The organism is Streptomyces vilmorinianum (assembly GCF_005517195.1).
Classification (GTDB): domain Bacteria; phylum Actinomycetota; class Actinomycetes; order Streptomycetales; family Streptomycetaceae; genus Streptomyces; species Streptomyces vilmorinianum.
Map to the genome: position 1 here is coordinate 2,748,918 of NZ_CP040244.1, position 11,674 is coordinate 2,760,591.

Consider the following 11,674-nt stretch of genomic DNA (forward strand, 5'->3'; position numbering starts at 1 on the left):
GGCCTTCGCCGTACTCAGCCCCGTACGTGGGGGCGCAGCGCATCCGCGACGGCCGCCGCCATCCGCGCGTGTCCCCGGTCGTCGGGGTGCAGCCCGTCCGCCAGGTCCTCGGGGCCGAGCAGGGCACGTCCGGAGAGCACCAGAAGCCGCTCGTCGCCCTCGGCCGCCAGGTCCCGGCCCGCGTGCTCCATCGCCGTGCGCAGATCGTCCAGAGTGGCGCCCAGGGCGTTCCGGGTGGTCTCGGCCTCCGGGCGCAGCACCGGGGAGAGGACGAGCAGCGGGGTGTCGGGGTGGCCGCGGCGCACCAGCGTGACGAAGGCCCGGGTCGTCTCGTAGAGCAGGCTCGCCGAACTGGGGACCGCCGACCAGCAGTTGGTGCCGAAGGCGAGGGTGATCAGCTCTCCCGGCAGGCCGGCGAGCTGCTCGGCCAGCGGGAGCTCGCCGCGCGCCCCGCCCGCGTACCCGAGGTTCACCGCGTCCACGCCGAGCGCGCGCCCGGCCGTGGCCGGCCAGGAGAGGGCGGGCCGGGTGGACCACCAGCCCTCCGTGATCGAGTCGCCGTGCACGAGCCAGCGCGGTCGCCGGGGGAGCGGCGCGACCGAGCCGCCGTGCGCCCGCAGGCCCAGGACGACGGGCGCCCGGTGTTCGGGCACGTACACCGTGAACGGGCCGCCCTGGGAAGGGAGTCGGAGCACGACCGACTGCTCCTCGACCGGTTCGGTGAAGACCTCGCCGACGCATCGCAGGCCCTGCCACAGCGCGAAGCAGTGCGGCAGCTCCCCGCCCGCGTCCGCCCGGTAGCGCAGCTCCACCGCCCGGGTGCCGGGCGCGGCCGTGAACTCGACCCGTACGCCGATGGGTAGAGCGGCCCGCTCGGCGGTGTCCCAGGGCAGCCGGGCCAGGTCGGCGGGGTCGGCCCGCACCGGACGGCCCCCGTCGAGCCAGGCCGTGCCCCGCAGAAACGGTTCCGGATCCAGCCAGCCCACCGATGCCTCCGATCCAGGTGACGCAGCGGGCTCGCAGAGTCGGTCATCCGGCATGAGGAGTCAATGCGCATGCGGAGGGCGCTTCACACACCCAATGTGTCGATTCATGCGGGGGAGCGCAATGTTTCCCCGTCTGTGCCGCAAGTGCGCAATGATCATCCGCAGGTGCGCAACAACCCTGCATTACGAGCGCGAAGTCTGGGGCTTAGGCTCATGCCTCGTACCAGGAGTGGCGGCGACCGCCTGCTCGGCGGTTCCCCCATCCCTCGCGGACTTGTTCGTCATGTCCGCGCACCGCCGTGGTCGTCGCTTTTCAACAGGCAGCGATCAAGGAGCCCCCGCAGTGCTGGATCACGGCGCAGCCCCGCCGGCCACCGAGCCGACCGTCCCCAAGTCTTCCGGGCTCTCCGCCCTGACCCGGCGCAAGCCGGTAGAACGCCTGGTCGCCGAGGGTGGCCAGGGTGAGGGCGGCTCGCTTCGCCGCTCGCTCTCGATGTGGCAGCTGACCATGATCAGCATCGGTGCCACGCTCGGCACCGGCATCTTCGTCGTCCTCGGCGAGGCGGTTCCGCTGGCCGGTCCGGCGGTCACCGTCGCCTTCGTCTTCGCCGGCCTCACGGCGCTGTTCTCGGCGCTCTCGTACGCAGAACTGGCCGGTACCATCCCCGTCGCCGGCTCCTCCTACTCGTATGCGTACGCAACGATGGGTGAAGTCGTCGCCTGGGTGTGCGGCTGGTGTCTGCTCCTCGAGTACGGCGTGTCGGTCGCGGCCGTGGCCGTCGGCTGGGGCGACTACCTGAACGAACTGCTCGACGGAACCCTCGGGGTGACCCTCCCGACCGCGCTCTCCGCGCCTCCCGGTGATGGCGGCATATTCAACCTGCCCGCCCTGATCGTCGTCGTGCTCGCCATGCTGTTCCTGCTCGGCGGCGCCAGGGAATCGGCCCGCGCGAACACGATCATGGTGTTCGTCAAGATCGCCTCGCTCGTGCTCTTCTGCGTGATCGGCTTCATGGGCTTCAAGTCCGGCAACTACGCGGACTTCATGCCGCTCGGCGTCGGCAGCATCGGCGCCGCCGGCGCGATTCTCTTCTTCTCGTACATCGGCTTCGACGCCGCCTCCACCGCCGGTGAGGAGGCCAAGAACCCCAAGCGTGACCTGCCCCGGGCGATCATGCTCTCGCTGCTGATCGTCACCGCGCTGTACGTGCTCGTCGCGGCCGTCGCCGTGGGCGCGTGGGACTGGAAGAAGTTCGCCGGCTCCGAAGCCTCGCTCGCCGCGATCATGAACGATGTCACCGGCCAGAGCTTCTGGGGCACGCTCCTCGCCGCGGGCGCGGTCATCTCCATCGCCAGCGTCGTCCTGACCGTGCTCTACGGCCAGACCCGCATCCTCTTCGCGATGTCCCGCGACGGCCTCGTGCCCAAGGTCTTCGGCAAGGTCAACCCCAAGACGGGGACCCCCCGGACCAACACGGTGATCGTCTCGCTCTTCTGCGGCGTTCTCGCCGCGGCGGTCCCGCTCGGCGAGCTGGTCAACGCGACCAGCATCGGCACACTCTTCGCCTTCGCCCTGGTCAACGTCGCCGTCGTGGTGCTGCGCTACAAGCGGCCCGACATGGACCGTTCCTTCAAGGTGCCGTTCGGACCGCTCTTCCCGGCCCTCGGCTTCCTCTGCTGCGGATACAGCATGTACAAGCTCGACCTGATCACCTGGGCGTACTTCGGTGCCTGGATGGCCGCGGGCCTCGTGTTCTACTTCCTGTACGGCATGCGCCGCTCCCGACTGGCCACAGACGCAGAGAAGTGATCCACCCGTAGTGCGACTCAACGACCTCGACGAACGCATCGTCCACGCCCTCGCGGAGGACGCCCGCCGCTCGTACGCCGACATCGGCTCGCTCGTCGGGCTCTCCGCGCCCGCCGTCAAGCGGCGCGTGGACCGGCTGCGGGCCGAAGGCGCCATCACCGGCTTCACCGTACGGGTGGACCCGGCGGCGCTCGGCTGGGAGACCGAGGGGTTCGTCGAGATCTACTGTCGCCACAACACCTCGCCGGACGACATCCGGCGAGGCCTGGAGCGCTACCCCGAGGTGGTGTCCGCGTCGACCGTCACCGGCGACGCGGACGCCGTCGTGCAGGTCTTCGCCTCCGACATGCGCCACTTCGAGCGCGTCCTGGAGCGGATCGCGGGCGAGCCGTTCGTGGAGCGCACCAAGTCCGTCCTGGTGCTCTCGCCGCTGCTGCGGCGCTTCTCCTCCGGCTCGCCCGCGTAGCCCTGGCGGGCGGCAGGAGCCGAAGGGCGGTGCGGGCCGTGGTTCCCGCACCGCCGCCGCGCCCCTCGCCCTGGTCGCCCTAGTTGTACGGGACCTGCCAGGGCAGGACCTTGAAGTCACCGGTGCCCGCCTTCGTCTTCTCGAACGGCGCGGCGCTGGTGCACTTCGGCACCTCGTCCTCCGACGGGTCGTTGGACGCCATCCAGCTGTAGCCGAGACGGTCGTGCTTCCCCAGGTCGTGCACCGAGATGCCGACTCGCTTGCCCAGGGACGGCGCCAGCAGACCGTCCGCCCGGGTGATCACCCCCGTGACTGTCGCGACCTTGCCGCCCGTCACCAGGCAGTCCACCTTCACGTCGGCCGAGGCCGCGAAGTCCCCGATGTAGTGGCTGAAGCTGAAGGTGCCCGTCGCCTTCGCCGGGTCCCGCTGGTCCTTCGCCGCCAGATGCGCGTCGAACGTGAAGGTGATGTCGTCCCCGGCCGGCCGGTAGAGCTTCGCGGTCCCGGTCAGCGCGGCCGCCTCGCGGATGCCGCCCTCGCCGTCCCCCGAGGCGACGGCGGAGCCCGCGGCCCCCGTGGTGATCAGCAGAGCGGCGGCCAGGGCGGCGATCTTCGTACGGCGGTTCATGTCGGTCCTTTCGGCAGGTCGGCCCGGTGTCCTGCGGGCAGCCACCACTCTTCCGCCCGGCCCGCCGCAGGGCGTCGCGCCGGAGAACGGTCCTGCTCTCCGCCGTGCGGCGGGGGAGCCCTGCGACCCGAGCAGGAGGGGTGCGCAACGAATCGCCGCGGCCTCCGGGTATCGCGCAACGGTTCGACGGTCGGTCCGCAACGGTCGCGCCTTGTCCCGGCCGAGCCCGGAAACGTACCGTTTTTGACGTCTCCCCGACGCCCTACCCGCCCTCCCGCACCTGACAGAGGACCCGCCGATGCCGCCGCTGCGCACCGCCCTGCTCCAGAGCTCCGGACAGCCCGGTGACGTGGCCGCCAATCTCGCCGTCCTCGAGGAGGCCGCCGGCCGCGCCGCGGCCGCCGGAGCCCGCCTCCTGATCGCGCCCGAGCTCTTCCTCACGGGCTACGCGATCGGCGAGGACGTCCCCCGGCTCGCCGAGCCCGCCGACGGGCCCTCCGCCCAGGCGATCGGCGCCCTCGCCGCGCGCCACGGCCTCGCGATCGTCTACGGCTACCCGGAGCGGGACACCGAGCGGCACGGGGTCCTGTACAACTCCGCGCAGCTGATCGGCGCCGACGGCGCCCGGCTCGCGAACTACCGCAAGACCCACCTCTTCGGCTGCTTCGAGCAGAAGTGGTTCACGCCCGGCGAGGAGACGGTCGTCCAGGCCGAGCTCGACGGCGTCCGGCTCGGCATGATGATCTGCTACGACGTCGAGTTCCCGGAGAACGTCCGCTCGCACGCCCTGGCCGGCACCGACTTCCTCGTGGTCCCGACCGCGCAGATGCACCCCTTCCAGTTCGTCGCCGAGTCCGTCGTCCCGGTCCGCGCCTTCGAGAACCAGATGTACGTGGCGTACGTGAACCGGACCGGGCCCGAGGGCGAGTTCGAGTTCGTCGGCCTCTCCACGCTCGCCGGCCCCGACGGCACCTCCCGCGCCCGCGCCGGACGCGGCGAGGACCTGGTCTTCGGCGAGGTCGACGCCGACTTCCTGGCGGCCTCCCGCGAGAACAACCCCTATCTGCGCGACCGCCGCCCCGGCCTCTACGGCTCCCTCGTCTGAGCCGCCCTCCCCGCCTGCAGCGACCTCTGCCGCCTCCCGCCCCGCCCTCCCCAGTTTTCCGTGCAAGGAGTCCGTACCCCATGACGTCCACGGTGCCCACCGCCGTCCAGCACACCGACGCGCAGCCGCCGATCACCATGTTCGGTCCGGACTTCCCGTACGCCTACGACGACTTCCTGGCCCACCCGGCCGGGCTCGGCCAGATACCCGCGACCGAGCACGGCACCGAGGTCGCCGTCATCGGCGGCGGGCTCTCCGGCATCATCGCCGCCTACGAGCTGATGAAGATGGGCCTCAAGCCCGTCGTCTACGAGGCCGACCAGATCGGCGGCCGGCTGCGTACCGTCGGCTTCGAGGGCACGGGCACCGAGGAGCTGAACTGCGAGCTGGGCGCGATGCGCTTTCCGCCCTCCTCCACGGCGCTGCAGCACTACATCGACCTGGTGGGCCTGAAGACCAAGCCCTTCCCGAACCCGCTCGCCGAGTCCACCCCGTCGACCGTCGTCGACCTCAAGGGCGAGTCGCACTACGCGGTGACCGTCGACGACCTCCCGCAGGTCTACCGCGACGTGATGAACGCGTGGAACGCCTGCCTGGACGAGGGCGCCGACTTCTCCGACATGAACCGCGCCATGCGCGAGCGCGACGTCCCGCGCATCCGCGAGATCTGGGCGAAGCTCGTCGAGAAGCTCGACAATCAGACCTTCTACGGCTTCCTGTGCGAGTCGGAGGCGTTCAAGTCCTTCCGGCACCGTGAGATCTTCGGCCAGGTCGGCTTCGGCACCGGCGGCTGGGACACCGACTTCCCCAACTCCATCCTGGAGATCCTCCGGGTCGTCTACACCGAGGCCGACGACCACCACCGCGGCATCGTGGGCGGCTCGCAGCAGCTGCCGCTGCGCCTGTGGGAGCGCGAGCCGGAGAAGATCGTCCACTGGGCGCAGGGCACGTCCCTGAAGTCCCTGCACGAGGGCGACCCGAAGCCGGCCGTGACCCGGCTGAACCGCACCGTCGGCAACCGGATCACGGTCACCGACGCGTCCGGCGACATCCGCACGTACCAGGCGGCGATCTTCACCGCCCAGTCGTGGATGCTGCTCTCCAAGATCGCCTGCGACGACTCGCTCTTCCCGATCGACCACTGGACGGCGATCGAGCGCACCCACTACATGGAGTCGTCCAAGCTCTTCGTCCCCGTGGACCGGCCGTTCTGGCTGGACAAGGCCGTCGACGACAGGGGAAATCCGACCGGCCGTGACGTCATGTCGATGACGCTGACCGACCGGATGACCCGTGGCACGTACCTGCTGGACGACGGCCCGGACAAGCCGGCCGTCATCTGCCTCTCGTACACCTGGTGCGACGACAGCCTGAAGTGGCTGCCGCTGTCCGCGAACGAGCGGATGGAGGTCATGCTGAAGTCGCTCGGCGAGATCTACCCGAAGGTCGACATCCGGAAGCACATCATCGGCAACCCGGTGACGGTCTCCTGGGAGAACGAGCCCTACTTCATGGGCGCCTTCAAGGCCAACCTGCCGGGTCACTACCGCTACCAGCGCCGCCTGTTCACGCACTTCATGCAGGACCGGCTGCCGGAGGACAAGCGGGGCATCTTCCTCGCGGGCGACGACATCTCCTGGACGGCCGGCTGGGCCGAGGGCGCCGTGCAGACCGCGCTGAACGCCGTGTGGGGCGTGATGCACCACTTCGGCGGCGCGACCGACGGCACCAACCCGGGCCCGGGCGACGTGTACGACGAGATCGCCCCGGTGGAGCTTCCGGAGGACTGACCCCCGTCCCGCGCACACAGACCGGCCCCCGTGGAACTTCCCGGGGGCCGGTCCCGTTGGGGGAGTGGGGCGGACAGCACCGGCGTGCGAGCGGCCGCGAGAGTGGTCAGCCGTGCCGTGCGAGCGGCGTCAGCAGCATCCGCCCCACCAGACCCACCGACCGGTCGAGGCGTTCCCGGAACTCCTCGGCCAGGTCGGGCAGTTCCCGCAGCTGCCAGAGCGACCGGGCCGCCAGCCAGGCCCCGTCGCGCGCCCGGTCCAGGCTCCAGCAGCCCAGCAGATGGGTCAGCGGATCCGTGATCTCCAGCAGGTCCGGGCCCGGCATCACCTCCTCGCGGATGCGCTCCTCGAGGAGGACGAGGATGTCGCCGACCCGGTCGAACTCGTCCTCCAGGTCCGTGGGCGAGCAGTCGAGCGCCTGACAGGTGTCGACCACGGCCAGAGCGAGATCGTGACCGATGTGCGCGTTGATCCCGGCCAGCGCGAACTGCAGCGGCCGTACGCCGGGGTGACGCCGGTAGTGGAAGAGCGGCCGCCAGCAGGCCGGGGCGGGGCCGCCGGTGGCGACGGCGTCGACGACCGCGAGATAGCGCTCGGCGAAGCGGACGTCGAGGGTCGCGGCCGCCTGCCGGTCGGCGAAGGTGCCCGACTCGATGGCCCGGCCGATCTCCTCCGTCACGGTCAGGTAGACACGGTTGAAGACGGCGACGCCGTCGGTCGGATGCCAGGCCGAGCGGATGGTACGCATCCGCTCCACCACCGGGTCGATCGCGGTGAACTGACCGATCTGCTGGGTCTGCGCCATGAGGGCAGCGTTTCAGCAGCCGGGCCCGGGAGGGAACTGTCCGGGCCCGGCTTCCCCAGAACGGGCGAATACCCCTACGACTTGGTGGCGGACGCGGCGTCGGTGCCGACCTCGTCCGTGCCGGTCTCGTCCGTGCTCGTCTCATACGAGCTGGTGCCGGAGTCCAGCAGGGGCTCCTGCTCCTTCATGTGCGCCGGGGCGAAGGCCCTCAGCACGTGGTAGCCGGTGATCACGACGAGCGTGCCCAGCGCGATCCCGCCGAGCTCGAAGGTGTCGGTGAAGGTCAGCTTCACGCCGCCGACGCCGATGATGATGCCCGCCGCCGCCGGCACCAGGTTGAGCGGGTTGCGCAGGTCCACCCCGGCGTTGATCCAGATCTGGGCGCCGAGCAGGCCGATCATGCCGTACAGGATCACCGTGATGCCGCCGAGCACCCCGCCCGGGATCGCGGCGACGACCGCGCCGAACTTGGGGCAGAGGCCGAAGAGCAGCGCGAAGCCGGCCGCGGCCCAGTAGGCGGCGGTGGAGTAGACGCGGGTGGCCGCCATGACGCCGATGTTCTCGGAGTACGTGGTGTTCGGCGGGCCGCCGACGGCGGTCGAGAGCATGGAGGCGGCGCCGTCGGCCGCGATCGCGGTGCCGAGCCTGTCGTCCAGCGGGTCGCCGGTCATCTCGCCGACGGCCTTGACGTGACCGGCGTTCTCGGCGATCAGCGCGATGACGACGGGCAGCGCGACGAGGATCGCCGACCACTCGAAACCGGGGCCGTGGAGGGTGGGCAGGCCGATCCAGTCGGCCTGGGAGACGCCGGAGAGGTCGAGTCGCCAGTGGTCGGTGACCTGGCCGCCCGGGGACATCGAGTGGATCTTGCCGAAGGCGAGGTCGAAGACCCAGGAGATGGCGTATCCGAAGATCAGGCCGAGGAAGATCGCGATCCGCGACCAGAAGCCCCGCAGGCAGACCACGGCCAGACCGGTGAACAGCATGACCAGCAGCGCCGTCCACTGGTCCTGCGGCCAGTAGGTGGCGGCGGTGACCGGGGCGAGGTTGAAGCCGATCAGCATCACGACGGCGCCGGTGACGATCGGCGGCATCGCCGCGTGGATGATCCGCGCGCCGAACCTCCGTACCGCCAGACCGGCGAGGAAGAGCACCGCGCCGACGACGAGCACCGCGCCGGTCACGGTCGCGCTGTCGCCGCCGGAGGCCCGGATGGCCGCCGCGACACCGACGAAGGAGAGCGAACAGCCCAGATAGCTCGGGATCGTGCCGCGGGTCGCGAGCAGGAAGATCACCGTCGCGACACCGGACATCATGATCGCGAGGTTGGGGTCGAGGCCCATGAGTACGGGGGCGACGAAGGACGCGCCGAACATCGCCACCACGTGCTGCGCGCCGAGGCCGGCCGTACGGGGCCAGGAGAGCCGCTCGTCCGGCCGGACGACGGCGCCTGGAGCGGGTGTTCGTCCGTCGCCGTGCAGGGTCCAGCGCACGCCGAGGTTCATGGGGTCGCTCCAGTTCTCCGGTGTCGTCGGCCGCGTCAGGGCCGAAAATGATCAGCCACATGGTAATGCGCCACCGGCCCCCGAGCCCCTGTCAGGAGGGCGTCCTCGCGCTCGCCTCCCGCGCCGCGTCCGCGCCCCGGGTCGCCGGACGGGGTCCCGTCCTGAGCACCCCGGCGCCGAGCACGAGACCGAACGCGAGCAGCGTCACCAGGCCGAAGGAGAACACCAGCGAGGTCGCGTCCGCGATGCCGCCGATCGCCGAGGGGGCGATGAGACCCGAGGTGTACGTGATGGTGGCGACGCCCGCGATGGCCTGGCTGGGGTTCGGGCCGCTGCGCGCGGCGGCGGCGAAGGCGAGCGGGACGACGACCGCGACCCCGAGGCCGATGAGACCGAAACCGGTCATCGCGAGGGCGGCGTGCGGCGCGAGGACGACCAGGAGCCCGCCGAGGGTCGCGGCGACGCCCCCGACCCGTACCGTACGGACGGCTCCGAACCGGTCCACGACCCGGTCGCCGACCAGCCGGGCGACGGCCATGGTGAGCGCGAAGGCGGTGGTGGAGGCGGCGGCGACCCCGGCCGACGAGCCGAGCTCGTCCCGCAGGTAGACCGCCGACCAGTCCAGGCTCGCTCCCTCGGCGAAGACCCCGCAGAAGCCGATCACGCCGATGATCAGGGCGGACTTCGGCGGCAGCGAGAAGCGCGGCGGCGGCTCCTCGTCGGGGGCGCTCTGCAGATCGAGTACGCCCTGGCAGAGGGCGAGGCCCAGCGCGGTCAGGACGAGCGCGGCGATCAGATGGTGGAGCCGGGCGTCCCCGCCGAGGTGGGCGGCGACGGTGCCGGCCGCGGAGCCGAGGAGCGCGCCCGCGCTCCACATGCCGTGCAGGCTGGACATGATCGACTTGTCGAGACGGTTCTCGACCTCGACGCCGAGCGCGTTCATCGCCACGTCGGACATGCCGGCGGTGGCGCCGAAGACGAAGAGCGCCGCGCACAGCCCGTAGATGTTCGGGGCGAGGGACGGCAGGGTGAGGGCCATCGTCCACAGCGCGAGCAGTCCGCGCAGCGCCGTGCGGGCCCCGAACCGGTGGCTGATCGCCCCGGCCAGCGGCATCGCGAGCGAGGCGCCGATGGCGGGGAAGGCGAGGGCGAGCCCGAGCTGGCCCGCGCTGACGCCGGCGTGGTCCTGGATCCATGGGATGCGGGTGGCGAAACTACCGGTGACCGCGCCGTGGACGCAGAAGACCGCGGCGACGGCGTATCGGGCCCGCCGCAGCCGCTCGGTACTGAAGACGGTCTCGCCCGCCATGTGCCCTCCCTGAGTGTGGTGGGCCGTAAACTATCAGGAACCCTGCCTGATAAATAGATCGGTGGCAGAGACCGCGTACGAAAGTCTGAGAGGATCCCGGCATGGCCGCATCTCCGAGCACCGCCCGGGCCATCAACGACCGGCTCGCCCTGCGACTGCTCCAGGACGAGGGCCCGTTGACGGCGACTCAGCTGAAGACCCTGACCGGCCTCTCCCGGCCCACCGTCGCCGACCTCGTCGAACGGCTCCAGGGCTCGGGACTCGTCAGGGTCGTGGGGGAGTCCGGGGCGGAGCGGCGCGGCCCCAACGCCAAGCTGTACGGGATCGTCGCCGACCGCGCCCATCTCGCCGCGCTCGACGTGCGCACCAGCTCGGTCTCCCTCACCGTCGCCGACCTCCTGGGCACCACGCTCGCCGAGGCCTCGGCCCCGATCGGCGGGGAGGACGGCACCGGACCCGCGGTGGAGAAGGCCGTCGCGCTCCTCGAGCACACCGCGAAGTCGGCGGGCGTGGAGCAGTTGCACAGCGTCGCCGTCGGGGCGCCCGGACTGATCGACCCGGACACCGGCGAGCTGCGCGACTCCGCGAAGCTCCCCGAGTGGCACCGCAGGCTGATCGCCACGCTGCAGGAACGGCTGCCCGCGACCGTGCTCGTCGAGAACGAGACCAACCTCGCGGCCGTCGCGGAACAGCGCGCCGGCGCCGCCCGCGACCGCGATACCTTCGTCCTGCTCTGGCTCGGCCAGGGCGTGGGCGCGGCCGTCGTCCTGGACGGGCGGCTGCGCCGCGGTGCCTCCGGCGGCGCGGGCGAACTGGGCTTCCTTCCGGTGCCCGGCACCTCCGGACTGCCGTCCGCGACCGGCTGCGACGGCGGCTTCCACGAGCTGGCCTGCGCGGCCGCGGTCGAGGCCCTCGCCGTCGAGCACGGCCTGGACCCGGCGGGCGCGCTCGCCTCCGGCCACGGCCCCTTCCTCGACGCCCTCGCCCGCCGCCTCGCCGTCGGCGCCGCGGCCGTCGCCTCCGTCCTCGACCCGGGCTGCCTGGTCCTCGGGGGCGAGACCGGCCACCGCGGCGGCCCGGAACTCGCCGCCCGCGTCGAGGCCGAACTCGCGGCGCTCTCCCCCCTGCGCACCGCGGTCCGTGCCACCGAACTCGGCGACACTGCCGTGCTCCGCGGCGCCCTCCTGGCCGCCCGCGACGCGGCGCAGGACGCGCTCTTCCCCTGACGCGCGTCCGGCCCGCCGCGTGAGGGGCGTCCGGCCCGCCGCGC

At 71.6% G+C, this 11,674-nt stretch carries 10 protein-coding genes; 5 read left to right on the forward strand and 5 right to left on the reverse strand.

Annotation, left to right across the window (positions count from 1 at the left end; all coding sequences use genetic code 11):
* Nucleotides 1-14: 14 nt before the first annotated feature.
* Complete coding sequence (locus FDM97_RS12905) at nt 15-986, reverse strand: GDSL-type esterase/lipase family protein (protein ID WP_254705570.1); 972 nt, start codon at nt 984-986, stop codon at nt 15-17.
* A gap of 343 nt (nt 987-1,329) precedes the next feature.
* Between FDM97_RS12905 and FDM97_RS12910 the strand changes: the two genes are divergently transcribed.
* Nucleotides 1,330-2,796 (forward strand): amino acid permease, encoded by a 1,467-nt coding sequence (locus FDM97_RS12910; RefSeq protein ID WP_137990556.1) that lies wholly within the window; start codon nt 1,330-1,332, stop codon nt 2,794-2,796.
* A 10-nt stretch (nt 2,797-2,806) separates the two neighbouring features.
* Nucleotides 2,807-3,262: an Lrp/AsnC family transcriptional regulator gene (locus FDM97_RS12915; RefSeq protein ID WP_015032260.1), complete on the forward strand. Its 456-nt coding sequence runs from the start codon at nt 2,807-2,809 to the stop codon at nt 3,260-3,262.
* A 79-nt stretch (nt 3,263-3,341) separates the two neighbouring features.
* On the opposite strand, the gene FDM97_RS12920 is transcribed toward FDM97_RS12915, so the two are convergent.
* Nucleotides 3,342-3,890 (reverse strand): Repetin, encoded by a 549-nt coding sequence (locus FDM97_RS12920; protein ID WP_137990557.1) that lies wholly within the window; start codon nt 3,888-3,890, stop codon nt 3,342-3,344.
* 298 nt (nt 3,891-4,188) lie between these two features.
* Between FDM97_RS12920 and FDM97_RS12925 the strand changes: the two genes are divergently transcribed.
* The gene (locus tag FDM97_RS12925; RefSeq protein ID WP_137990558.1) at nt 4,189-4,995 is read left to right on the forward strand and encodes a carbon-nitrogen hydrolase family protein; all 807 of its coding nucleotides are present in this window, start codon (nt 4,189-4,191) and stop codon (nt 4,993-4,995) included.
* 80 nt (nt 4,996-5,075) lie between these two features.
* Entirely contained in the window at nt 5,076-6,785 is a 1,710-nt protein-coding gene (locus tag FDM97_RS12930; RefSeq protein WP_137990559.1) for a flavin monoamine oxidase family protein, read from the forward strand.
* A gap of 106 nt (nt 6,786-6,891) precedes the next feature.
* Here the strand turns inward: FDM97_RS12930 and FDM97_RS12935 are convergent, their stop codons facing one another.
* The 3 genes from FDM97_RS12935 to FDM97_RS12945 all read right to left on the reverse strand — a co-directional run bounded on the left by FDM97_RS12935 (nt 6,892) and on the right by FDM97_RS12945 (nt 10,404).
* Nucleotides 6,892-7,590, reverse strand: a complete 699-nt coding sequence (locus FDM97_RS12935) for a DUF5995 family protein (RefSeq protein ID WP_137990560.1) — start codon at nt 7,588-7,590, stop codon at nt 6,892-6,894.
* A 74-nt stretch (nt 7,591-7,664) separates the two neighbouring features.
* A complete protein-coding gene (locus FDM97_RS12940; protein ID WP_137990561.1) occupies nt 7,665-9,095 on the reverse strand; it encodes a uracil-xanthine permease family protein in 1,431 nt (476 codons plus the stop codon).
* 91 nt (nt 9,096-9,186) lie between these two features.
* Entirely contained in the window at nt 9,187-10,404 is a 1,218-nt protein-coding gene (locus FDM97_RS12945; RefSeq protein ID WP_254705571.1) for an MFS transporter, read from the reverse strand.
* Nucleotides 10,405-10,505: 101 nt separating this feature from the next.
* On the opposite strand from FDM97_RS12945, the gene FDM97_RS12950 reads away from it, so the two are divergent.
* Nucleotides 10,506-11,630 (forward strand): ROK family transcriptional regulator, encoded by a 1,125-nt coding sequence (locus FDM97_RS12950; protein ID WP_137990562.1) that lies wholly within the window; start codon nt 10,506-10,508, stop codon nt 11,628-11,630.
* Nucleotides 11,631-11,674: the final 44 nt, after the last annotated feature.